At 68.0% G+C, this 24,177-nt stretch carries 19 protein-coding genes; 8 read left to right on the top strand and 11 right to left on the bottom strand.

Annotated features, from left to right (window positions below):
- Positions 1-164 precede the first annotated feature (164 nt).
- From nosP to EJO66_RS29630, 5 genes are all read left to right on the top strand, one after another.
- Positions 165-1,325 (top strand): nitric oxide-sensing protein NosP, encoded by a 1,161-nt coding sequence (gene nosP / locus EJO66_RS29650; RefSeq protein ID WP_125966899.1) that lies wholly within the window; start codon positions 165-167, stop codon positions 1,323-1,325.
- Positions 1,318-2,415 (top strand): sensor histidine kinase, encoded by a 1,098-nt coding sequence (locus EJO66_RS29645; RefSeq protein ID WP_125966898.1) that lies wholly within the window; start codon positions 1,318-1,320, stop codon positions 2,413-2,415. Before nosP ends, EJO66_RS29645 begins: the two co-directional genes overlap by 8 nt.
- Positions 2,412-4,679: a putative bifunctional diguanylate cyclase/phosphodiesterase gene (locus EJO66_RS29640; protein WP_125966897.1), complete on the top strand. Its 2,268-nt coding sequence runs from the start codon at positions 2,412-2,414 to the stop codon at positions 4,677-4,679. Before EJO66_RS29645 ends, EJO66_RS29640 begins: the two co-directional genes overlap by 4 nt.
- The gene (locus EJO66_RS29635) at positions 4,676-5,668 is read left to right on the top strand and encodes a TRAP transporter substrate-binding protein (protein ID WP_125966896.1); all 993 of its coding nucleotides are present in this window, start codon (positions 4,676-4,678) and stop codon (positions 5,666-5,668) included. The genes EJO66_RS29640 and EJO66_RS29635 overlap by 4 nt, the downstream gene beginning before the upstream one ends.
- Before the next feature lie 76 nt (positions 5,669-5,744).
- Positions 5,745-7,919 (top strand): putative bifunctional diguanylate cyclase/phosphodiesterase, encoded by a 2,175-nt coding sequence (locus tag EJO66_RS29630; RefSeq protein ID WP_125966895.1) that lies wholly within the window; start codon positions 5,745-5,747, stop codon positions 7,917-7,919.
- A gap of 4 nt (positions 7,920-7,923) precedes the next feature.
- Here EJO66_RS29630 and EJO66_RS29625 read toward each other — a convergent pair whose 3' ends face one another.
- Positions 7,924-8,697 carry an SDR family oxidoreductase gene (locus EJO66_RS29625; RefSeq protein ID WP_125966894.1) on the bottom strand — a complete coding sequence of 258 codons (774 nt, stop codon included), beginning with the start codon at positions 8,695-8,697 and terminating at the stop codon, positions 7,924-7,926.
- Positions 8,698-8,796: 99 nt separating this feature from the next.
- Here EJO66_RS29625 and EJO66_RS29620 point away from each other — a divergent pair, with 99 nt between their 5' ends.
- The gene (locus EJO66_RS29620; protein ID WP_125966893.1) at positions 8,797-9,699 is read left to right on the top strand and encodes an AraC family transcriptional regulator; all 903 of its coding nucleotides are present in this window, start codon (positions 8,797-8,799) and stop codon (positions 9,697-9,699) included.
- Positions 9,700-9,717: 18 nt separating this feature from the next.
- Here the strand turns inward: EJO66_RS29620 and EJO66_RS29615 are convergent, their stop codons facing one another.
- The 9 genes from EJO66_RS29615 to EJO66_RS29575 all read right to left on the bottom strand — a co-directional run bounded on the left by EJO66_RS29615 (position 9,718) and on the right by EJO66_RS29575 (position 20,188).
- On the bottom strand, positions 9,718-11,295 hold the full coding sequence (locus tag EJO66_RS29615; RefSeq protein ID WP_125966892.1) for a GMC family oxidoreductase: 1,578 nt from the start codon (positions 11,293-11,295) through the stop codon (positions 9,718-9,720).
- 10 nt (positions 11,296-11,305) lie between these two features.
- On the bottom strand, positions 11,306-12,703 hold the full coding sequence (locus tag EJO66_RS29610) for an amidase (protein WP_125966891.1): 1,398 nt from the start codon (positions 12,701-12,703) through the stop codon (positions 11,306-11,308).
- Complete coding sequence (locus EJO66_RS29605; RefSeq protein WP_124959911.1) at positions 12,700-13,404, bottom strand: ABC transporter ATP-binding protein; 705 nt, start codon at positions 13,402-13,404, stop codon at positions 12,700-12,702. The genes EJO66_RS29610 and EJO66_RS29605 overlap by 4 nt, the downstream gene beginning before the upstream one ends.
- A gap of 15 nt (positions 13,405-13,419) precedes the next feature.
- Positions 13,420-14,139, bottom strand: a complete 720-nt coding sequence (locus tag EJO66_RS29600) for an ATP-binding cassette domain-containing protein (RefSeq protein ID WP_124959910.1) — start codon at positions 14,137-14,139, stop codon at positions 13,420-13,422.
- Positions 14,136-15,197 carry a branched-chain amino acid ABC transporter permease gene (locus tag EJO66_RS29595; RefSeq protein ID WP_240648886.1) on the bottom strand — a complete coding sequence of 354 codons (1,062 nt, stop codon included), beginning with the start codon at positions 15,195-15,197 and terminating at the stop codon, positions 14,136-14,138. Before EJO66_RS29595 ends, EJO66_RS29600 begins: the two co-directional genes overlap by 4 nt.
- Positions 15,194-16,060, bottom strand: a complete 867-nt coding sequence (locus EJO66_RS29590) for an ABC transporter permease subunit (protein ID WP_124959909.1) — start codon at positions 16,058-16,060, stop codon at positions 15,194-15,196. Before EJO66_RS29590 ends, EJO66_RS29595 begins: the two co-directional genes overlap by 4 nt.
- Before the next feature lie 15 nt (positions 16,061-16,075).
- Complete coding sequence (locus EJO66_RS29585; RefSeq protein WP_124959908.1) at positions 16,076-17,302, bottom strand: urea ABC transporter substrate-binding protein; 1,227 nt, start codon at positions 17,300-17,302, stop codon at positions 16,076-16,078.
- An 85-nt stretch (positions 17,303-17,387) separates the two neighbouring features.
- Complete coding sequence (locus EJO66_RS29580) at positions 17,388-18,905, bottom strand: amidase (RefSeq protein WP_124959907.1); 1,518 nt, start codon at positions 18,903-18,905, stop codon at positions 17,388-17,390.
- A 140-nt stretch (positions 18,906-19,045) separates the two neighbouring features.
- Entirely contained in the window at positions 19,046-20,188 is a 1,143-nt protein-coding gene (locus tag EJO66_RS29575; RefSeq protein ID WP_223262320.1) for a substrate-binding domain-containing protein, read from the bottom strand.
- A 163-nt stretch (positions 20,189-20,351) separates the two neighbouring features.
- Between EJO66_RS29575 and EJO66_RS29570 the strand changes: the two genes are divergently transcribed.
- Entirely contained in the window at positions 20,352-20,786 is a 435-nt protein-coding gene (locus EJO66_RS29570) for a MarR family winged helix-turn-helix transcriptional regulator (protein ID WP_124959906.1), read from the top strand.
- A 56-nt stretch (positions 20,787-20,842) separates the two neighbouring features.
- Here EJO66_RS29570 and EJO66_RS29565 read toward each other — a convergent pair whose 3' ends face one another.
- Entirely contained in the window at positions 20,843-22,216 is a 1,374-nt protein-coding gene (locus EJO66_RS29565) for a replication initiation protein (protein WP_124959905.1), read from the bottom strand.
- Positions 22,217-22,822: 606 nt separating this feature from the next.
- Here EJO66_RS29565 and EJO66_RS29560 point away from each other — a divergent pair.
- Positions 22,823-23,980 carry an AAA family ATPase gene (locus tag EJO66_RS29560; protein WP_240648882.1) on the top strand — a complete coding sequence of 386 codons (1,158 nt, stop codon included), beginning with the start codon at positions 22,823-22,825 and terminating at the stop codon, positions 23,978-23,980.
- The last annotated feature ends 197 nt before the right edge of the window (positions 23,981-24,177 follow it).

Here is a 24,177-nt window from a genome sequence, read left to right as displayed (position 1 = left end):
GGCGTAGGTTGAACAGTCGGCACCTTGCGTTAGAACTTTTCATCTACGCAACTCGCGAAGGTCGAGAAAGATCCAGGGCCTCGGCAGGGATGTCCCGCATGGAATCGGTCGACTGCGGCAATTCTTCCAGCGTCTAATGGGCTCACCATACAAGGAGTCGCCACATGACGGACACGGACTGCCTACGCAAAGCCCACTCCTGCGCGGCAGACCCTCGCAAGGCCGCGCAGGAATTCCATGCCATGGTGGCGCAGCCCGGCATGGCACTGGTGATCTTCTATTGCTCCAGCGACTACGACCTCGAAACGCTGGCCGACGAGATGAAACGCCTGTTCGGCGACGTGCCGGTGGTGGGCTGCACCACGGCCGGGGAGATCGGCCCCGCCGGCTTCCGCGACCACAGCCTGGCGGGTGCGAGTTTTCCGGCCAGCCACTTCAGGGTGGCCGCAGGCCAGGTCGAGCAACTGCAGCAGTTCAAGGTGGAGGCCGGCCAGGACTTCGCCCAGGCGCTGCTGCACAAGCTGCTGGCCGAGGGCCCGCCCGGCGACGCGGACCACAGCTTCGCGCTGCTCCTGATCGACGGCCTGTCGCTGCGCGAAGAGCCCGTCACGCGCGCATTCCAGACCGCGCTGGGCAGGCTTCCGCTGCTCGGCGGTTCGGCCGGCGACGGCATGAAGTTCGACCGGACCCAGGTCTACTGGGACGGCCGGTTCGGCTCCGACTGCGCGGTGCTGGTGCTCGTGGTGTCGCGCATGCCGTTTCGCATCTTCAAGACGCAGCACGTCGTCGCCACCGACGACAGGCTGGTCGTGACCGACGCAGATGCCGCCTCGCGCACCGTCAAGGAAATCAACGGCCTGCCGGCGAGCCAGGAGTACGCGAGGATGCTCGGCATCGACGCCTCCGACCTGGACCCCTCGCGCTTCGCGGCCTGGCCGGTGGTGTTGACGATCGGCGGCACCACCTATGTGCGCTCGATCCAGAAGGCCAACGCGGACGGCAGCCTGACTTTCTTCTGCGCCATCGAGAACGGGCTGGTGCTGCGCGTGGCCAAGGGCGTGGACCTGCTGCAGAACCTGGAGCAGGCCTTTGCCGGCATACGCGCCGAGATCGGGCCGCCGCAGTTGGTGCTGGGCTATGACTGCATCCTGCGCAAGCTGGAAATCGCGCAGAGCAGCGCGAAGGACCGCATCGGCGAACTCCTGCAGGAGAACAACACGGTCGGCTTCCACACCTACGGGGAGCAGTTCCGCGGCGTGCACGTCAACCAGACGCTGGTCGGCATTGCATTCGGCACTAACGGCGGGGAGGCCAGCCATGTCTGAGACCGCAACACTGCAGCGCCCCGGCGCGCAAGCGCTTTCCTCGACGGACGAGATCGCGCGGCTCAACAAGATCATCCAGGCCCTGATGGACCGGGCCGAGCGCAGCGCCAACGCGCAAGGCTCCGACTTCAACCTCTTCCAGACCACGATCATGCTGGAGGAGCAGGTGCTCAGCCGCACCGCGGAACTGGAAGCGGCGCTGCGCGAGAACGAGCAAGTCAACCGGGTGCTGCGCAAGACGCAGGCCGACCTGGTGGCGGCCGCGCGCTCGGCCGGCATGGCCGAGATCGCCACCAACGTGCTGCACAACGTGGGCAACGTGCTCAACAGCGTCAACGTATCCGCCGGATTGATTCTTTCCAGGGTTCGCACGTCCAAGGTGGAAGGGATCGCGCGCGCGGTGCAGTTGATGAACGAGCACGCGGACGACCTGGGCACCTTCCTCGCCTCCGACCCCAAGGGCAAGATGCTCCCAGGCTACCTGGTGCAGCTGGCGCCGCTTCTGGTGGCGGAGCAGCGCGCCGTCGTCGATGAACTGGTGGCACTGGGCAAGAGCGTCGACCACATCAAGGAAATCATTGCCGCGCAGCAGGCCCATGCCGGCGCCTCCGGCCTGGTCGAGGCGATACGCATCCACGAGGTGGTCGAGGATGCACTGCGCATGAACGCCACGGGCCTGGCGCGCCACCAGGTGGTGATGGAGAGCGACATGGCCCGGATTCCCGAGCTGCCGCTGGACAGGGGCCGCGTGCTGCAGGTGCTGATGAACCTGGTGCGCAATGCCAGGCAGGCGATGGAGGCGGCGGCGGACGACAGCGCGAAGCTCATGCTGAATGCGGAGATCGTCGGGGACGAGATGCTGCGCATCCGCGTCGCAGACACGGGCGTCGGCATCGCCCCCGAAAACCTCACGCGGGTATTCGTGCACGGGTTCACCACCAAGAAGGACGGCCACGGCTTCGGCCTGCACAGCGCGGCGAACGCGGCGCGCGAGATGGGCGGCACACTGGCGGTCCACAGCGACGGACCCGGCACCGGCGCCACCTTCACGCTCGAACTTCCGATCAGAAAGGCGGGACAGACGCCATGAGCAAACCGCAGAACCGCCGCATCCTGCTGGCGGACGACACGCCGGCCATCCATGAGGACTTCCGCAAGATTCTTCTTCCGGCGGCCGCGGACGCGAACCTGGACGACCTGGAGTCCGCGTTGTTCGGAACCTCGGCCAGGAAAAGCGAAGTGGACTTCGTGCTGGACAGCGCCTACCAGGGACAGGAGGCGCTCGCGAAGCTGCGCGAGGCATTGGAGGCCGAGGCTCCCTACGCCATGGCGTTCATCGACATGCGCATGCCTCCGGGGTGGGACGGCGTCGAGACCATCGAGCAGCTGTGGCTCGAAGACCCGCGCCTGCAGATCGTGATCTGCACGGCCTATGCGGACCAGTCGTGGGTCGAGGTGTTCGAGCGGCTGGACGCGCGCGACCGCCTGCTGGTGCTCAAGAAGCCCTTCGATCCGATCGAGGTGCGCCAGCTGGCCAGCGCCCTCACCATGAAGTGGCAGATGACGGAAGACGCCGCGTTCAAGATGAACCAGCTCGAGCAGGCCGTGGAGGAACGCACGCGCGAACTGTCGGACGCCAACATCATCGTGCAGAACAGCCCGACCATCCTCTACCGCCTGCGCGGCGAGCCGGCGTTCCCGCTGATCTACATCTCGCACAACATCACCAAGTTCGGCCACGAACCGGCGGCCCTGCTGGCCAACCCGAACTGGGCGGACGTGCTGATCGACCCGGCCGACCAGCCCGGCGTGGCCGCCGCGATGGCGCGCGTGCTCGAGAAGGACGCCGAAGGCGCATCGATCGAATACCGCTTGTGCACCGGCGACGGCGCGCGGCGCTGGGTCGAGAACCGCTACGTTCCGGTGCGCGACAAGGACGGCCGGCTCATTGAGGTCGAGGGCATCGTCATCGACGTCACCGAGCGCAAGGCGGCAGAGGAGCAACTGGCAAGGCTGGCGCGCACCGACGGGCTCACGGGCCTGGCCAACCGCGCCACGCTCGTCGAGCGTCTGCACCAGGCCCATGCGGCGGCACGGCGCGGCTCCGTGCCGTTTGCGCTCCATTGTCTCGACCTGGACCACTTCAAGCCGGTCAACGACATGTTCGGCCATCCGGGCGGCGACCTGCTGCTGCGCGAGGTGGCACTGCGCCTGAAGAACTGCACGCGCGAGACCGACGTGGTGGCCCGCCTGGGCGGCGACGAGTTTGCCGTGCTGCAAAGCGAAATGGCCGACCCGGCCGCCGCGGGCGCGCTGGCCGCGAAGATCCAGCAGGAGCTGGCGCGCCCGTACATGATCGACGGCAACCAGGTGCATGCCTCGGCCAGCATCGGGATCTGCCCCTACACCCCGGGCAGCGAAAGCCCCGAGGAAATGCTCGCACAGGCCGACGTGGCGCTCTACCGCTCGAAGGAACAGGGGCGCAACCAATACCACTTCCACTCGGAAGAGCTCGACCGGGATGTCCGCGACCGGGTGGCGCTCGGCGAAGACCTGAAGAAGGCCATCGAACGCGAGGAGCTGGAGCTCTACTACCAGCCGCAGGTCGAGCTGTCCTCCGGAAAGATCGTGGGCGTGGAAGCGTTGCTGCGCTGGAACCATCCCAAGCGCGGCCTGCTCGACGCGGCCGCGTTCGTGCCGATTGCGGAGCGCACCGGCGGCATCGTCGTTTTGGGCCGCTGGGTGCTGGACCAGGCATGCAGGCAGATGAGCGCGTGGCGCGAACAGGGCGTGGCACCGCCCGTCGTGGCCATCAACCTGTCGCTCGGGCAGCTCAGGCAGGGCAGCGAGTTGATCCGCGACGTGACCGAGGGCCTCGCCAAATGGCAGCTCGATCCGTCCGTGCTGGAGTTCGACGTGACGGAGTCGACGCTGGCCCAGATGACATGGACCCACAACGACGTGCTGCCGAAGCTGCGGGCGCTCGGCGTGCGCATTGCGATCGACGACTTCGGCACCGAATACTCGTCGTTCGAATACCTGCGCACCTACCGCGTGAACCACCTGAAGATCGCGCAGTCGATGCTCAAGCGGGCGATCGACGACCCGGACAGCGCGGCCACGGTTCGCGCCATCATGAATCTCGCGCGCGAAGCGCGCATCGGCATCATCGTGGAGGGACTGGAGACGCAGACGCAGCTCGCCTTTCTTCAATCGACCGGCGCCACCACGCTGGCGCAGGGCTACTACTTCAGCGAGGCCGTGATGGCCACCGAGGCCGGCGACTTCCTGCGCTCGGGCACCATGGAGCAGAGCGAGCGCAGCAAGGGCGGGGACCACGAGGCCGCCGCATGAGAAAAGCACTCTTGCTGCTTGCCGCGACGTGGGGCTTCGCCGCTCTGGCGCCGGCGGCGCATGCCGATCCCGTGGTGCTGTCGCTGGTGCACGCCGCCACCACCGTGCACCCGGCCCATCTGGCGGCGCTCCAGTTCGCCAATCGGGTCGAGGAGCGCACCCACGGGCAGGTCCGCACGGAGATCTTTCCCGCGTCCCAGCTCGGCAGCGAGAACGAACTGCTGCAGAAGGTCCGGCTGGGCGCGGTCGACATGGACGTGACCTCGATGAACTACCTCATCAAGTACGAGAAGACGTTCTCCGTCGTCGTCATGCCGTATCTCTTCGACAGCTATGCGCATGCCCACCGCGTGCTCGATGGCCCGGCAATGAACTGGCTCGCGCCGCTGGCCGAGAAGCAGGGCTTCGTCATCCTGTCCAACTGGGAGTGGGGATTCCGCAACATCACCAACAACAAGCGCCCCATCAACGTGCCCGAAGACATGCGGGGCCTCAGGATGCGCGTTCCGCCTGTCGCCGAACTCGAGGCCACCATGCAGGCGCTGGGTGCACAGGTCAGCAAGGTCGGCTTCAAGGAGCTTCCCCAGGCGCTGTCGCAGGGCCTGGTCGACGGCCAGGAGAACCCACTCAATGTCATCTACTACAACAAGCTGTACGAAGTGCAAAAGCACCTCGCCCTGACCCGCCATGTGTACTACAACACGCTCCACCTCATGAGCACCAGGACCTGGGCGAGGCTCACGCCGGCCGAGCAGGCGATCGTGCGTGAAGAGAGCAAGGCGGCAGGCGACGGCATGCGCAAGAAGATCATTGCCGAAGAGGAGGAGCTGATCGCGAAGATGGTTGCCGCCGGCGTGAAGCTCACGCGCCCCGACCCGGCGCCATTCCGTGCGGCCACCCAGGGCGCCCGCGAGGAGATCAGGCGCTTCGCGGGCGACGAGAACGTGCGCACGTTCCTGAAGATGGTCGACGCAGAGCGAAAGCAGTGACGCATCTCTCCAACAGCGACTTGGGAGCGAGCCGCAATTGATCAAGTTCCCGACTGGCGTCTCGTGGGAGAGAAGAATGCGCAGCCTGCGGGTGGAGATCGCGCTCGGATTCGGCGTCGTCATTGTGCTGATGCTCGCATTGGGCGCGTCCTTCTATCTCAGCGAACAGCGTTCCGCGGCCGCCATCGACAAGCTGCTCGGCAGCGACAACCGGATGGCGGACCTGAGCCTGCGCAGCTCGCTGGCGATGTACAAGGCCCGCGACGCCGAGAACGAACTGCTGCTGTCCGCGGACCGGCTCGGCGTGGCGCAGGCGAGCGAGCGCTCCTTGCCGGCCATGCAGAACCATTTGCTGGACATGCGGGAGTACCTTGCCAGCCTTCGGATCCTCTCGACCGATCCGAAATTCAGGCACCAGGTCGACCGGATCGAGATCCAGACCCGGCAGTACGAGGACGGATTCCTCGCGTTCATCGCGCAGCATGGCAAGGAAGGCCTTCCGGAATCGGCCGATGCGCTGCGCCAAGGCTACCTGGCCACGGCCGTGGCCATCGAATCCTCGGTGGAGGCGCTGCACACCGAGGCGACCAAGCGCGCGCTCCAGACGCGCAGCGATGTCGAACGCGCAGCCAGGTTCTCGCGCTGGGCGGTCATCGCGCTGGTCGCCCTGGCCATCCTGCTGAGCGTGGCGGCCGCAACGGTCGTCTCGCGGCGCATCACGGGCTCCATCGCCCGGCTCGTCGCCTTTTCCGGGCGCGTCGCCGCGGGGGATTTCAGTGCCAGGACGCCGCAGGGCCGCGCGGATGAATTCGGCATCCTTGCGAACGCCATGAACCAGATGGCCGAGTCGATCGAGAATTCCAATGCGCTGCTGCAGAGCAGCGCCGACACCCTGAAGCACCAGGCCACCCACGACCCGCTGACCGGGCTTCCGAACCGCGCACTGCTGGAAGATCGTCTCAGGCAGGCCATCTCGTATGCCGATCGCTACGGCCGGCTGATGACGGTGGTGTTCATCAACCTGGACGGCTTCAAGCGGATCAACGACAGCCTTGGCCGCAAGGCCGGCGACGAATTGCTGAAGGTCATGGCCGAACGCATGCGCCAATGCCTGCGCAGCGTGGACACGGTGGTGCGAACGGGCGGCGACGAATTCGTGATCATTCTGTACGACCAGCCCGGGGACGGGACCGAGGTCGCGCCGGCGCTGCAACGGCTGCTCCAGGCCATTGCGCAGCCCGTCCAGATCGATGGCCAGGAGGGGGGCCAGGTCACGGGCAGCCTGGGCGTGGCCACCTATCCTGCGGACGGTGCCGATGCCGACGCCCTGCTCATGAACGCCGATGCCGCGATGTCCCGCGCCAAGGCTTCGGGACGCAACAACTTCAAGTTCTATGCGGCCGAGATGAGCGGCGCGATCCGCGACGAGCTCGCGCTGCGCGACGGCCTGCGCCATGCCATCGCGCGCAGCGAGTTCCACCTCCTGTACCAGCCGCAGGTGGACATGGGGTCGGGCCAGGTGACAGGCGCGGAGGCCCTGATCCGTTGGCGGCATCCCGAGCGCGGCCTCATATCTCCGGTGGAGTTCATTCCCCTGGCCGAGGAGACCGGCCTGATCGTTCCCATCGGCGAATGGGTGCTGCGCACCGCCTGCTTCCAGAACAAGGCCTGGCAGGACGCCGGCCTGCCGGCCTTCAGCATTTCGGTCAACGTGTCGGCGCGGCAGTTCCGGGAGCGGACCCTGATCGAGCAGGTCGCACAGGCGCTCGAGGACAGCGGGCTCGAAGCCCGGTTCCTCGAACTGGAGCTGACCGAGAGCATGGTCATGGAAGACCTCGAGAAAGCCCTGCAGTCGATGAGGGCCCTGCAGGCGACGGGCGTGCAGTTCTCCATCGACGATTTCGGCACCGGCTATTCGAGCCTGAGCGCGCTCAAGCGTTTCCCCATCGCCCGGCTGAAGATCGATCGCGCCTTCGTGCGCGACATTCCCGGCGACGAAGACGACAAGACCATCGCCAAGGCCATCATTTCGCTGGGGCACGAGCTCGATCTCAAGGTCATCGCCGAAGGCGTCGAGACCGAGCAGCAGCTGGAATTCCTGCGCGCCCACGGGTGCGACGAAATGCAGGGCTATCTCTTCAGCCGCCCCGTGCCGCCCGCCGAGCTTGCGGCCCTGGTCAGGAGGCGCTCGGGCATGGTGGCTGCAGGCAGCCCGTCCGGTGTGCGCCCGCGGCGGATGGCGGCACGCTGAGCCTTCACACGCCGGACTGGCGCAAGGCAGCGGTGTTCCGTGCGAGTGCGAGCGCGAGCGCGTCGGCACCCGCCGGATACCGCAGCGTTGCGGCGGGGTCGCCCGCGGCGCGCCACACGGCCTCGGCCACCTCCGGCTCGGTGGTCACTGCCGCCGGCCTGCCCAGCGCCGCGAAGACGGACTGCGCGAAGGGGGCATAGGCCTCGGGAATCAGGCCTTGCATGCGCTCTGCCCCATTGGCCGTGAAGCGCGTGCCCGGCCCATAGCCGGGCTCGACGAGCTTCACTCGAACGTCGAACGCAGCGAGCTCGAGCGCCAGCGACTCCGTGAAACCTTCGATTGCGGTCTTGCTCGCGGTGTACGCCGCCACGAGTGGCATCGGCGCGAGCGTGACGGTCGACGTCACGTTGATGACCAGCCCCGACCTGCGGCGCCGGAACTGCGGCAGCACGGCCTGGGTCATCGCCATCGTGCCGAAGGTGTTCGTCTCGAAGATGTCGCGCACGGTGGCCATCGGCGTCGCCTCGAACGCCCCGAAGAGTCCGAGGCCGGCGTTGTTCACGAGGACGTCGATCGGTCCGGCGGCTTCGAGCGCGGCGGCAATGCTTTCGGGCTTCGTCACGTCCAGGGGCAGCACGCGCAGGCGCCCCGAAAGAGGGAAGAGCTCGGCGCGCGGCGTCCGCATGGTGGCGATCACCTGCCAGCCCCGGGCCTGGAAGTGGCGCGCGGTTTCCAGGCCGTAGCCGGACGAGCAGCCGGTGATCAGGATGGTCTTCATCGCAATTCCTTTGAGCTTGGGTTGAGGTGCGTCACGTTATCGCGGGCCGGAAGGACTTCCTATAATTCGGAGTCCGTACTTTGTTTGCAGGAGTCCTGCATGGCTGATCCACTCGCACAGGTCGTCCAGCTGCTTCGCCCGCGCGCGGTGTACGCGAAGGTGATCAGCGGCGCCGGCTCGTGGGCAGTGCGCTATTCGGCATTCGGCGAGCCCAGCTTCTGCACGATGCTCGAGGGCGAATGCGTTCTTGCGGTGGACGGACAGCAACCCCTTGCCCTGGTCGCCGGCGACTTCGTGCTCATGCCGGCGACACCGGGATTCACCATGTCGGGTCTTGCGCCGGCGGTGCCGGTCGCCGTGGACCCCAAGCTGGCACCCGCGCCGACGGACGAGATCCGCCACGGCAGGCGCGAAGGCCCGCCCGGCATGCGCATGCTCGGCGGCTACTTCGCCTTCGATTCGCCGGATGCCTCGCTGCTGGCGTCGCTGCTTCCGACGCTGCTGCACGTGCGCGACATCGGGCGGCTTTCCGTCCTGGTGCAGCTCGTGAGGGAGGAGTCGCTCGAACAGAAGCCGGGGCGCGACCTTGTGCTCGAGCGCCTTGTCGAACTGCTGCTGATCGAGGCTCTGCGCTCGACGCCCGGCGAAGCCGCGCCGCCGGGGCTGCTTCGCGGCCTGGCAGACCCGCGGCTGTCGATCGCGCTGCGGCATCTTCACGGCGACCCCGCGCATCCGTGGACGGTGGCCGACCTCGCAGGGAAGGCCGCACTGTCGCGCTCGGCGTTCTTCGAGCGCTTCTCGCGCGCCGTCGGCCTGCCGCCGATGGCGTACCTGCTTGGCTGGCGCATGGCCATCGCGAAGGATCTGCTCGCTCGCAACGACGTCGGCATCGCAGAAGTTGCCGAACGCGTCGGCTATGGCTGCGCCAGCACGTTCAGCACGGCGTTCAGGCGCTGCGTGGGCCAACCACCGGGCCGCTACGCGCGGCAGCAGCCGCCGTGACCCGGCGCCTGGACGAAGTCAGCGCAGGATGAAACCGGCCGCGCGCTCGGCCACCATGATCGTCGGCGCATTGGTGTTGCCCGAGACCATCGAGGGGAACACCGAGGCGTCGGCCACGTAGAGCCCCTCGGTGCCATGCACGCGGCAGGCCGGGTCGACCACCGCCATGGCATGGGTTCCCATGGTGCAGGTGCTGGTCGGGTGATAGAGCGTGGTGGCCTGGGCGCGCACGAACTCGGCCAGCGCCTCGTCCGATCGGGCCGTCGCGCTGCCCTCGAACTCCGCGGCAATCACCTCGCGCAACGGCGACTGCGCCGCGATGCGCCGCTGCAGCCGGATGCCCTCGACCACCAGCCGCAGGTCGGCGCCTTCGGGGTCGCTGAAGTAGCGCGGGTCGATCGCGGGCTGTTCGAGCGGATCGGCCGAGCGCAGCCGCAGGACGCCGCGGCTTTGCGGCCGCTGCGCCACCGAGAACAGCGTGATGCCGGGCTGCGTCGACTGGTAGCGCGCATGGTCGCGGTGCGACGTGGCGATGCAGTAGAGCTGCAGGTCGGGGTCCTCGGCCTCTGCCCCGATGCGCGCGAAGCCGCCGCAGGCCGACCAGTTGGAGCTCAGCGGTCCGCTGCGCGTGGCCTCCCATTGCGCCAGGTCGGCGGCAGCCTCCGCGGCGCTCGCCTGTGCAATGCCGAAGCGCCGCGTGGTCGCGAAGCTCACGGGGCAATTGATGTGGTCCTGCAGGTTGCGGCCCACGCCGGGCAGGTCGAGCAGCGCACGGATGCCGAGCGCCGCGAGCTCGTCGGCCGGACCGATGCCCGAATGCAGCAGCAGTTGCGGCGAACCGATGGCCCCGGCGCAGAGCACGACCTCGGAAGACGCCTCGGCCGTCTGCAACACACCGTTGTCCAGGAACGCCACGCCGGTCGCGCGCGTGCCCCTGAAGCACGCGCGCAGCAGCACGGCGCCGGTGCGCACCGTGAGGTTGGGCCGCGCGAGCGCAGGCTGGAGGAAGGCCTTGCCGGTGCCGAAGCGCTCGCCGTCCTGGATGGTTGCCTGGAACAGGCCGACGCCCTCTTGCGCATCGCCGTTGAAATCTTCATTGGGCGGCAGCCCCGCGGCCTGCGCGGCGTCGAGCCACAGGCGCTCCACGGGATCGATGTGGCCGACGTCCGAGATCACCAGTTCACCCTCGGCGCCATGCAGCGGCGAGCCGGTCCAGCGCAGGTTGCGCTCGGACTTCCTGAAGGCCGGCAGCACCTCGCGCCAGCCCCAGCCCGGGCAGCCGGCCGCCTCCCAGCGCGCGTAGTCGGAAGGCACGCCGCGCATGTAGATCATGGCGTTGAGTGCGCCCGAGCCGCCGATCATCCGGCCGCGCGGCCAGTACATGCGCCGCATCCGGCAGCCGGGCTGGGGCACGGTGTGGAAACCCCAGTCGACCTCGGTGTCGAGCATCAGCGGCCAGTGGGCGGGGATGTCGGCGTTGCGCGGTGCCGCGCGGCCGGCCTCCAGCAGCAGCACCTTGCGCGCCGGATCGGCCGACAGCCGATTGGCCAGCACGCAGCCCGCGGAACCCGCGCCGACGATGATCGTGTCGTACATGAAGGAAGGGCTACAGCGCCGGGTGCCGCCGGTGCCAGTCGGTCGCCTGCTGGAAGGCCCAGCCGGCGCGCACCAGCAGCTCTTCCTCGAAGTGGCGCGCGACGAACTGGAATGCGACCGGCGTGCCCGCATCGGTGAAGCCGCCGGGCAGCGTGATCGTCGGGCTGCCGCTCATGTCCAGCGGGCAGGTGTAGCGCAGCATCGCGGACATCAGTTCGGCGTCCTCGCCGAAGCTCAGCATGCGCGCGAGCGTGGGCGAGGCGACGCCCTGCGAGGGCATCAGCAGCAGGTCGATGCCCTCGAACATCTCGCGCACCCTGCCGCTGAAGGCGTGGCGGCGGAGCACGATCTTCTGGTAGTCGATGCCGCTTTGCGCACGGCCCAGCTCGAGCAGGCCCGACAGCGCCGGGCCGTACATCTGCTTGCGCGCGGGATAGGTCGACTCGTGCACCACGGCCGCCTCGATGCCGCACAGCGGGAACCAGTCGGCGATGACCTGCGCCGGGTCGGGGAATGTCACGTGACGCACTTCGGCGCCGAGTTCGCGCACGGCCGCGAGCGCGCCTTCCATCACCTGCGCGGTGGCCGCATCGACGCCCTCCGCGTTCCAGCGCGCGTCGATGCCCACGCGCAGGCCGCGCAAGCCGCGCTCCATGCCCGCGAGGTAGTTGGGCACGGCCGCGAGGCTCGCGGTCGGGTCCTTCGGATCGGCTCCCGCGATGGCGCCGAGCATCGCACCCGCATCGGCCGCGCTGCGCGTCATCGGGCCGATGTGGTCGAGCGTGGCGGCCAGCTCGAAGGCGCCATGGCGGCTCACGCGGCCCCAGGTCGGCTTCAGGCCGGTCAGGCCGTTGGCCGAGGACGGAAAGCGGATCGAGCCGCCCGTGTCGGTGCCGAGCGAGCCATAGCAAAGCCCCGCCGCGGTCGCCACGCCCGAGCCGCTCGACGAGGCACCCGACCAGTGCGCCGCGTTCCACGGATTGACCGGCGGCGTGACGCTGGGGTGATGGTCGGCATAGGCGCTCTCGGTGAGCTGCAGCTTGCCGAGGATCACGGCACCGGCTTCGCGCAGCTTGCGCACGGCCGTGCCGTCCTCGGTGGGCACGAAGTCGCGGTAGAGCGTCATGCCGGCGGCCGTGGCCACGCCTTTTGTCCAGCACAGGTCCTTCACCGCCACCGGCACGCCGTGCAGCGGCCCGCGGATCTCGCCCCGGGCGATCTCGGCCTCGGCGCGGCGCGCGTCGGCCAGCGCGTGTTCGGCCATCACGATCACATAGCTCTTGAGCGCGCCGTCGACCTTCTCGATGCGCGCGAGCTGCGCTTGCGTGACCTCGACCGGCGAGAGCTCCTTGCGCTGGATGCGCCGGCCGACGTCGACCAGCTCGAGGTAATGCAGTTCGTTGCTCATCCGTGGACTCCTGTGTATTGGCTCATGATTTCGAAATCGCCGAGGTGCTCGCGCGGGATCTCGCCGCCGATCTGGCCGCGCTTGATGACCAGCACGCGCTGCGACACGGCCGCGATGAATTCGAGGTTCTGCTCCACCAGCACGATCGTGAGCTTCATGCGGTCGCGCAGCGCGGCCAGCGTCTCGGCGATCTCCTCGATGATCGAAGGCTGGATGCCCTCGGTCGGCTCGTCGAGCAGGAGCAGCGTGGGCCTGCCGGCGAGCGCACGCGCCAGCGCCAGCAGCTGCTGCTCGCCACCCGAGAGCGAACCGCCGGGCCGCTCGAGCAGCGGCTTCAGGCGCGGAAAGTCCTCCAGCAGCGCCTCGATGGTGTCCATCGTGCGCTCGCCGGTCTTCACCAGGCCCATGCGCAGGTTGTCCATCGCGCTGAGCGCCGGAAAGATCTCGCGCCCCTGCGGCACGTAGGCCATGCCCAGGCGCGCCCGCGCGTGCGGCGCATGGCGCGTGATGTCGGCGCCGCCCAAGCGCACGGTGCCGGCGGTGGCGCGCAGCGCGCCGACCAGCGTGCGCAGCAGCGTGGTCTTGCCCATGCCGTTGTGGCCCAGGATGCCCACCGACTCGCCCCGGGCGATGGCGAGCGAGACATCGTGCAGCACCGGGATGGCGCCGTAGCCGGCATGGAGACCCCTGACTTCGAGCATGCGTGCCTTCCGGGTTCAGTGCGGCTTCTTGCCGAGGTAGATCTGCTGGATCAGCGGGTCGCTCATGATGCGGTCCGGCGTGTCCTCCTTGATCACGGCGCCCTGGTGCAGCACCGTCACCTTCCTGGCGATCATGCGGATGAAGTTCATGTCGTGCTCCACCACCACCAGCGCATGCTGGCGGTTGATTTCCAGGATGAGCTCGGCCGTGCGCGCCACCTCGGCGTCGCTCATGCCGGCGGCCGGCTCGTCGAGCAGGATCAGCGGCGGATCGGCCGCGATCACCACGCCGATCTCCACCCACTGCCGCATGCCGTGCGCCAGAAGGCCCGCCGTGACGTCGCGGTAAGCGTGCATGCCCACGCGCTCGAGCGTCTCGCGCGTGATGCGGTCGGCCTGCGCGGTGCTGTTGAGGCGCCGCGCCGAGAGCCATACGTTCTCCCACACGCTCAGGCCGTTGAACAGGCTGGGCACCTGGGTCTTGATGCCGATGCCCAGGCGGCCCGGGTCGTGCGGCTGCATCTTCGAGATGTCCTGGCCGCGGAACAGGATCTGGCCCGAGGTCGGCTTGACCTGGCCGGTCAGCAGCTTGAAGAAGGTGCTCTTGCCGGCACCGTTGGGGCCGATCACGCAGCGCAGCTCGGCCTCGGCCAATGTGAAGTTGACGTCGCGCGTGGCGTGCACGCCGCCGAAGCGCACGTTGAGGTCGCGCGTCTCGATCAGGGGCGTGCTCATGGCGCCGTCTCCGTCGCGGCCGCCGCGGTCATGGCCACGTTCGGAGCGTGGGCCGGCGCCTTGCGCCAGCGCCGCCACGCCATGTCGATCAGGTCGCCGAGGGTCGGCACGATGCCGCGCGGCACCAGCAGCACGAAGACCACCAGGATGCCGCCGAGCACCAGGTTCGCGTTGAAGGCCTGCTGCGTGCCGATCTGCGAGGTGAGCCACTGGATCGCGACGCAGCCGATGATCGGCCCGACCAGCGTGCCCAGGCCGCCGACGATGACCCAGATGATGATCTGCGCCGACTGCGCAAGGCCGAAGATGGTCGGGCTCGTGAACGCGCCCCAGTTCGCGAACAGGCAGCCCGCCAGGCCCGCGATCGCGCCGCCCAGCGTGAAGCACAGGAGCTTGTAGACGCGCGCGTCGTAGCCCAGCAGCAGCACGCGCTGCTCGTTCTCCTTGGCCGCCACGATCACGCGGCCGATCTTGGAGGCGATCAGCACGCGCAGCCCGAGGTACACCAGCAGCAGGCAGGTGAAGGCGACGTAGAACAGGTCCTTCGGCGTCAGCACCTCGTCCTGCCGACCGGGCCAGTTGAGCGTCGGTATCGCCGGGATGCCGTTGAAGCCGCCCAGCGGCGCGCTGCCGATGCGCCACTCGGGCCCGGCGGTGGAGTTGATCAGGTTGAACAGGATCAGCGTGACGGTGAGCGTGATCACGCCCATGTACACGTCCGACAGCCGGCCGTAGAAGATCACGTAGCCCAAGAGCGCGGCGAACAGCGCGGGCACCACGATCGCGAGCAGGAAGGGCACGGTGCTGTCGCCCATGTTCATCACCGCGATCGCGTAGGTGTACGAGCCCAGGCCGAAGAAGGCCGCCTGGCCGAAGCACAGGATGCCGCCGAAGCCCCAGATGAAGGCCAGGCTGACGCCGAGGATCGACATCACGGCGTAGATCGTGACCTCGATCAGCGTGTAGTCGTCCATCACGCCGGGCAGGCCGAAGAGCAGCGCGATGCCCACCGCCAGGCTGACCGCCGCGCTGGCCCAGGACTTGGCAAAACGGTTCACAGGGACCCCTTGAAGAAACGTCCGGTGATGCCTTGCGGCAGCAGCCGCAGCATCACGATGGCCGCGACGAGCAGCGCCACCTCGCCGAGCACCGGCGTGGTCACGAAGGTCGCGAGCTGGTTGATGGCACCGAACAGGCCGGAAGCGCCGAGCAGGCCCGCGAGGATGGCCGGACCGCCGCCGATCACGGTGATGAAGGCCTTGGCCACGAAGGCCGCGCCCATGGTCGGCACCACCCCGGTCAGCGGCGCGAGCAGCCCGCCGGCCAGGCCCGAGAGCGCGGCGCCGACCGCGAAGGTGACCGAGTACACGCGGCTCGGGCTGATGCCCAGCGCGTTCGCCATGTCGGGCTTCTGCATGGTGCCGCGCGCGATGAGGCCGAGCTGCGTGCGCGTGAGCACGAAGCGGATCGCGAGCGCGAGCGCCACGGCCACCGCGATGATCACCAGCGTGTAGCCGCTGACCGAGTAGGCCCCGACCGAGAAGCTGCCAAGCGGCGCCGAGACGCCCGCCGTGGTGTTGCCCGCCACCGAGGTGACGATGCCCACCAGCAGCAGCGACAGCCCCCAGGTGGCCAGCATGGTGTCGACCATGCGGCCGTACAGGCGCCGGATGACCAGCCGCTCCAGCACCACGCCGACGACGCCCACCGCGATGGGCGCGACGACGAAGATCGCGATCCACAGGTTGATGCCGAGGCCGAGCGCCGCGATGACGGCATAGGCGCCGAGCATCATGAACTCGCCGTGCGCGAGGTTGATGACCTTCATCATCCCGAAGATGACGGCCAGCCCGGCCGAGACGATGACCAGGCTCGCCACCGCGTAGAGCACCTGGATGAGGACGACGAACGCGAGATCCATGCCGGCGCCCTGCCCTCAGGCCTTGATCACGTACTGCTGGTTGTCCTTCGGATTCTTCACGAGGTTGCACACCGCGCTGGTGTCCACCGGCGGCTGCTGCTGGAAGGTCTCGACGATGTTGAGCTGCTTGTTGCGCACCTCCGCGATGCTCACGTTCAGCACGCAGTGGTGGGTGGCCGCATCGAGCGTGACCTTGCCGCTCGGGCCGTCGATGCTGATGCCGGTCTCCAGCGCCGCGATCATCTTCTCGCGGTCCAGCGAGCCGGCCTTCTTCACGCCCTCGGCCCAGAGCTTGAAGCCCTGGTAGGTACCCATCGCGAGCTCGGTGATGTTGGGATAGTCGGCGCCGAAGCGCTTGTAGAAGCGCTCCTTGAAGGCCTTGTTCTGCGGCGTGTCGAGGTTCTGGAAATAGTTGTACGAAATGAGGAAGCCGTCGGTCTCGGCCGGCGACAGCACGATGTGCTCGTTGCCGCCCGCGAAGGTGGTGGACGCGAGCGGGATCTTCCTGGTCAGGCCCGCGGCCGCCCACTGGCGGTAGAACGAGATGTGCGCCCCACCCACCAGCGCCGAGACGATCATGTCGGGCTTGGCCGCCTCGATCTTCGAGATGGTCGGGCCGAAGTTGGTCACGTCGAGCGGGAAGAAGTCGATGGAAGCCACCGAGCCGCCGTTGTCCTGCACGAACTTCTTCACCCACTGCGAGGTGATCTGGCCGTAGTTGTAGTCGGCCGCCACCACGTAGACCTTCTTGCCCCACTTCTTCATGGCGTAGGGAATGAGCTTGGCAACGGTCTGCCCGGGCGTGACGCCGGTGCAGAAGGTGTTGCGGTCGCACACGCCGCCTTCGTACTGCGTGTTGTAGAAGTACAGCGTCTTGTTGCGCGTGAGCACCGGCCGGATCACCTCGCGCGAGGCCGAGGTGATGCCGCCCATCACCACCGTCGACTTGTCCTTGAGCGCCGACTGCTGCGCGAACTGCGCATACAGCTGCATGTTCGACTGCGGGTCGTAGGTGGCGAGCTTGAGCTTCTTGCCCAGCAGGCCGCCGGCCGCGTTCTGCTCCTCGACCGCGAGCGCCATGCAGTCGGCCATCGGCTTGCCGTAGATGTCCAGCCCGCCCGACATGTCGATGATGCTGCCGACGACGATCTCGTCGGCCGCCATGGCGGCCATCGGGAACAGCGGCACCGCGGTGCCGGCCAGCGCGGCGGCCGACGACTGGATGAAGGAACGACGATCCATGGGACTAACTCCTCGGTGTTCGGCGGGCGCAGCCGCCGCTGTGTTCATGAAAAAGGCAGGAACGGAAGGAAAGCGGATGAAAGCCTCAGATGGCCTTCCAGTCGCCGGCCTGCTCGAAGGCATAGGCGGCGCGGTAGATGGTGGCTTCGTCGTGGTGGCGGCCGGTGAGCATCATCCCGACCGGCAGGCCGTCGACGAGCCCGCAGGGCACGCTCATCGACGGGTGGCCCGTGACGTCGAAGGGACAGGTGTTGGGCAGCACCTCGAAGGCGCGCGCGATCACTTCCTCGATGCTCGCGCCGGGCGGCGGCAGCGGCGTGGCCGTGATCGGCAGCGTGGGCATCAGCAGCAGGTCGAAGTCGGCCAGCGTGCTGTCGTAGGCCGCGGTCAGCTGGCGCGCGAGGTTCTGCGCCTTGGCGTAGTAGTGGCCGCGGTAGTGCTTGATGAAGTACTCGCCCAGCACCATCGTGAGCTTGAGCGTTTCCGAGAGTTCGTCGGCGCGCTGCTTCCAGCCGGCGTGGAAGTCGACCATGCTCGTGACGTAGAGGCCCTTCCAGTTGAAGCCGTGGCCGTTGTCCTTCATCATCTGCTGGGTCGCGCCCTCGGCCGCGATCGGCAGCCAGATCGCCGGGCCGACCGCGTGCATCGGCACCGACACCTCGCTGACGATGGCGCCCAGTTTCGTGAACACCTCGGCCGCCTTGCGCACCTTGGCGCCGACGGCGGCATCCGACTGGGGCCAGCCGAAGCCCTCCTTGACGATGCCGATGCGCAGGCCGCGCACGCCGTCCTTCATGAGCTCGCTGTAGGGCTTGGCGGCCTGGCCCGCATGCTGGCGCGGATCGAGCCCGTCGGGGCCGGCCAGCACCTCGAGCATCAGCGCGTTGTCGGTCACGTTGGCCGTCATCGGGCCCGTGTGGTCCAGGGTGAGCTCGATCGGCATCACGCCCGTGTAGGGCACCAGGCCATGCGTGGCCTTCATGCCGTAGATGCCGCAGTAGGACGCCGGCATGCGGATGGAGCCGCCCTGGTCGCCGCCGATGGCCAGGTCGACCTCGCCCGCGGCCACCAGCGCCGCGCTGCCCGACGACGAGCCGCCGGCCGAGTAGCCCATGCGGTGCGGGTTGTGCACCGGGCCCGAGGCGCTGGTGTGCGAGCCGCCCGAGAAGCAGAAGTACTCGCAGACCGACTTGCCCACCACCGTGGCGCCGGCATCGAGCAGCCGCGTGACGACCGTGGCGTCGACGTTCGGCACATAGCCTTCGAGCGTGGAGGCGCCGTTCATCATCGGCACGCCGGCCAGGCAGACGTTGTCCTTGAGCACCACCGTCTTGCCGGCGAGCTTGCCTTCTGGCTTGCCCTTGATCGTGGTCTTGACGTACCAGGCGCCGTACTTGTTCTCCTCGCCCAGCGGGCGGTAGCCGGGCGTGCGCGCGTAGCTCACCACGGGCAGGTAGTCGGGCATCGCGTCGACCGCGTCGTAGGCATCGAAGTTGGGCTGCAGCAGCGCGTGGTAGCTGCTCGCCTGCGCTTCGGACAGGTGGATGCCCAGGCTCAGCGCGACGTCTTGCAGCTGATCCAGGGTGGGACGCTTGATGGCCATGAACGACTCCGTGTTTCGGGTGGAAGGGCTCGCCTGCTGCCCATCGGGCAGGGGCGCGGCACGGAGGGATTCTGGAATCTGATATTTTCCAAGTCAAGTATTTTATTTTCTTTGGAAAATAAAATGCGTCGCCCTGCCACTCACAGCCGCGTGATCACGCGGAACGCATTGCCCTCGGCGCGGGCCAGGTAGATCGGGGTGTGGGTGATGCCGTCGGCGCCGTAGGCCGCGTCGCGCGCGCTGCGGTAGCGCAGCGGCGACGCGCCCAGCCCCTCGTGGCCGGCCGCCGGGCGCCGCTGGCGCTCGAGCAGCGCCGCGAGGAAGTGCATGCCCTCGTAGGTCGACTGGCCGAAGGTGTTGAGCGTGGGCGCGCGCTCGCCGAAGTGCGACCGGTAGCGTTCCTTGAAGGCCAGGTTGGCCTCGGTGTCGAGCGTGGCGAAGTAGCCGCAGGCGACGTAGAGGTCCTCGGCGTTGTCGGCGCCGATGCCCAGCAGCTCGTTCTCGCCGATCGCGCAGGACAGCCTGAACATCGCGCGCGACAGGCCGGCGGCGCCGAAGGCGCGGTTGAACTCGATCGCGTCCTGCCCGACCAGCGACAGCACGACCGCGTCGGCGCGGCCCCGGCGCAGCGCGTCGAGCGCCTCGGAAAAGTCGGTGGTGCCGAAGGGCACGTACATCTCGCCCACCAGCTCGCCGCCGGCCTCGGCGATGTAGCCGCGCGCCATGCGGTGCGACACGTGCGGCCACACGTAGTCGTTGCCGATGGCGAACCAGCGCCGCGGGCGCTTGCGCGCACCGAGCCAGCGGATGGCCGGCCCGAGCTGGCGCGCGGTCGTCTCGCCGATGGCGAAGACGCCCGGCGTCGACTCCCCGCCTTCGTAGAGCGGGGTGTAGACGAACGGGATCTGCCCGCCGACGGCCCGCAGGATGCGCTGGCGCACGGCGCTGGTGTGCATGCCGATGATGGCGTCGATGTCGCCCGCCTGCACCAGCTCGATCAGCGTGGCCTCGATGTCGGGGGCGTCGTCCGCGGCGTTGACGGTCAGGAGCCGGCAGCCGCGCCCGCCGATGCCGGCCTCGCGGTTGAGCTCGGCGACCGCCAGCTTGGCCGACGACATCGCGGACGGCCCCCAGATGCCGGCCGTGCCGCCCAGCGGCACGCACAGCGCGATCTGCAGTTCCTGCCGCGCGAGCGCCGGCCGCTCGGCCCGTGCGAACGGCGCGCGCAAGCGCGGCAGGCGCCGCGGCGCGCCGCCCGGCGCGAAGGCGGGCGGGCGAGGCATGACCGATCCAGGGGATGAAAACATCGGGAGCTCCCGGGCAACGCACCAAGACGGCAACAGGGGCAGACGCTATCGCAAAAATCGCGCCAATACTTTCCTGGGAAAAGGATCGTTGCTAAACTGGCGGCTTCCAACCACGCGACAAAGACCGTTGCCTCGCCCCATGCCCGAGCAAGACATTTCGCAATACCTGGCGTATCTGCTGGCCTCGGCCAACCGGCGCATGCGCATCGGCCTGGCCCAGTCGATCGCGGCGGAAGAGGTCACCGAGGAGCACTGGCGCATCCTCCAGGTGCTCGCCGACGAGCAGGGCCGCTCCATGGGCGAGCTGGCCGAGCTGGTGCTGCTCAACCACCCGGCGCTCACCAAGAACATCGACAAGCTCGTGAGCCGCGGCCTGGTGCAGCGCGCGGCCGACGCGGCCGACAGCCGGCGCGTGCTGGTCTACATCACCGACCTCGGGCTGGAGACGGTGTCTCGGCTCAAGAAGAGCGTGGACGCGCACCACCACCTGATCGAGGAGGCACTCGGCCCGCGCAAGACCAGCCAGCTCAAGAAGCTGCTGGAGACCTTCATCGACGAGTGCGAGGCCGGCTGAAGCACGCGCTGTTATGCGCCTCGATCGATGAGTGTGCGCTCACATAAACGACGCCGTCAGAGACCCGCCACACCGCGCTGAAGCGCGAAGTCCAGCAGCACGCGGTCGGAGGGCTCTTCGGGCCAGGTGTCCTCGGCCAGCCAGCGGAAGAAAGTGGTCGCGGCCACGCGGCTGGCGGGGCCGTCGCGCCGCCAGGCGCGCGCGATGGGGGCCGCCACCTGATCGAGCCGCTCGGCCTCGAAGCGCGTGCGCACCTCGGCCTGCATGGGCTGCGGCATCTCGGCGAATACGGCGCGCGCCTGCCCCATGCGGTCGTTCTCCCAGAGCTCGCGGATGCGCCGCAGCCGGTCGGCCTCCGACAGCACCGCCGCGGGCGGCGCCAGCGCCGGGGCCGGACCGCTGCTGGGCGCCGGCTCCATCGCGGTCACGCCGGCATAGCCCTTCTTCAGCGCATCCTTGAAATACGCCGCCGGCGACTTGAGCACCGGCATCGAGGCATTGCGCAGCCGCTGGTCCACATGGTCGAGCGTGGCGCGGATCTGTCCTTCGTCGGTGGTGGCGTAGAGATCCTGCGCCTCGTCCTGTTTCAGGCCCAGCGCGATCAGTCGTCCGACCAGCGCCAGGTCGAAGACGTTGCGGTTCGACGCGCTGATGTCGCCCAGGCGCTGCTGGACCTTGGGAACGACCCGGAACTGGATCTCCTCGATCTTGCGGCCGCGCTTGTGCTCGATCAGCTCGAGCCCGAAGTCCTCGCACAGCGCGTCGATCTCGGCCAGCGCCTTGCTGATGACGTCGCGCTTGAGGAAGCGGTAGTCGACTTCCTTGATGTCGCTGCGGCCCGTGAGCACCGCGGCCCACCAGACCACGTCCTCGCGCATCGACAGCCGCCCCGGCGAGGTGAGATAGCGCGCGCCGATCTCGTACAGCACCGCGGCGGAATAGCTGCGCATCTGGCTGCTCATCTCCAGCAGCACGCGCGTGTACTGGTGCGGCTTGACCAGCCGCTCCTTGATCTCGTCCGGATAGCGCCAGGTCACCATGCAGGGGCGCCCCCTGCCCTGCTCCTCGATCGTGACCGTGCCGAGCAGCTGCGAGGACACCCAGCGCTTCAGCGAGCTGCTGCTGGTCGACCACTCGATGGTCGTGGCCTGCATGTCGCGCAGGTGCGACTTGAGCAGCTCGGTGTTGTTGGAGTTGAAGCGGGCGTCGCCGATCAGTTCGCTCAAGGTCAGCCGGTAGACCGGCTCGTCCACGCCCTGGCGCTGCGAGTGGTAGAGCAGCGCGTTGTAGATGCGCCGAGACAGCAGGGTGAGCCGGCCGCGCTTGGGACGGATGGCGATGGCTTCGTTGGCCTTGGCAACGCTCTGCTCCTCCGCCGTGGGCGGTTGCCGCGGCGGAGACCGGGATTGTGAATTGTCTTCTTCGACCATGGTCCGCTGCGGCAATCAGATGGTTTCACATCATGCCTCTGCATTGTGATTCAGTCAATTCACATTACACCGGCCATGGTGCCTTGGTATGTTTGCAGATAAACACTTGGGGAATTGAAGAATTGGAATTCCGTTTTCCTCCATCGTGACAGCCACTTAGGCCCTCTCATGTGAGATCGGTTGGGATTGAATGTGAGAACGGCTGGGATTTGGAGTGAGCCTGGTTGGGAGACAAGCGCCACTTTTGTGAGTCCGGATGGGTTCCAATGTGAGTGGATATGGGTTCCCGCCCCGGGCAGCGCCCCTGTTTGGGGCCCGCAGCGGCGGCCTGGCGCGCAAAAGACCCGCACGAGGCGCCCTGCCCGCGGTTTTCGGGTCCTGCGGCCGCTGGCCTGCGAGGCGCCGGGCTCTTGGTCCCCAATCTTCCTCACAATACTTCGCGGCGCTGTAGCTGAGTTCTCCGCGAAACTTGTTCATTCGACAGATTCTCATAGAATTGCCGTATTCTGTCGAATAAGGCCAAACAAAATGTCCGTTCCCGTTCCTTTGACCGGTGGAAACCTGGTTTCCAACGACGTCCAGGTGCCTCCCCGCCAAACCATCAACATGCAGAAGATCGCCGCGCTGGCGACCCGGGCCGGGTCGATGGTGGAGCAGATCCGGGGCATGCTGCTGGCGCCGGAAGCCCGCAAGATCCCGCCCACCTACTCCACCGCCCAGCTGGCCGCCCTGTGCGGCGTCGACAAGGCGCATGTGGCCTACCGCATCACCAAGGAAGACCTGCCGGCCGGCCGGCTGACCCCGTCGGGCGGCAAGCGCACCTTCGAGCTCGACGAGCTGCGCCGCTGGACCCGGACCTACCGTGCGGAAAAGATGCGGCCGGCCGGCCGCAAGGCCATCACCATCGCCGTCGGCAATTTCAAGGGCGGCGTGGCCAAGACGACCACGGCCATGGTGCTGGCACAGGGGCTGAGCCTGCGCGGGCACCGCGTGCTCGCGATCGACACCGATCCGCAGGGTTCGCTCACCACGCTGCACGGCCTGCTGCCCGAAGCCGAGGTCACCGAGGACATGACCATCGGGCCGCTGTGCGACGGGTCCGAGAACGACATCCGCTACGCCATCCGCTCGACCTACTGGGACGGCATCGATCTGGTCGCCGCCGCACCTTTCCTGTTCTCGGCCGAGTTCGCCCTCCCCGCGCGCCAGATGCAGCAGCCCGGCGCCAAGTTCTGGGACGTGCTGAACGAAGGCCTGGAATCGGTGCGCGACCTGTACGACGTGATCGTGATCGACACGCCCCCTTCCCTTTCGTACGTCACGATCAACGCGCTGTGGGCGGCCAACGGCATCGTCGTTCCGGTGCCGCCCTCGGGCCTGGACTTCGCCTCGTCGGCGCAGTTCTGGTCGCTGCTCGCGGACCTGGGCGGCAACCTGGACGGCCAGAGCAAGGACCGCGAGGGCAAGGCCTTCGACTTCCTGCACGTGCTGCTGAGCCGTGTGGACGCGGCCGACCCGGCGATGCCTGCAGTGCGCCAGTGGATCCAGGCCACCTATGGCGAGTACACGCTGCCGGTCGAGATTCCGAAAACCAGCGTCACCAGCAACAAGGCCGCGGAATTCGCGACGGTCTACGACGTGCAGAAATACGAGGGCGCAGCCAAGACCTACAAGCGCGCAGTGGACGCCTACGATTCGTTCGTGGAACTCGTGGAGCAGTCGGTGATCGGCGCCTGGACGGCGCAAGGAAAGGCCAAGCAATGAGAAGGCCGGCGATGTTTGCGGAAGGCGCCTCGCGTGGAAACCTGGTTTCCACCGGCCTGCCTTCCTTGTCTGTACGCGCCGCGCCGCAAGCCGTGGAAACCTGGTTTCCACGGCCGCGGGCTGCCGTTGCCGGCCGCGGCGCCGCGGTGCCGAAGCGCCGCCGTACGACGACGGCGGGCCACGGCTGCAAAGGTCCC

This window comes from Variovorax beijingensis, from assembly GCF_003951285.1.
Taxonomy (GTDB): domain Bacteria; phylum Pseudomonadota; class Gammaproteobacteria; order Burkholderiales; family Burkholderiaceae_C; genus Variovorax; species Variovorax beijingensis.
Note: the sequence above shows the minus strand (reverse complement) of the source record. Positions and strands in the feature narration are given on the sequence as shown.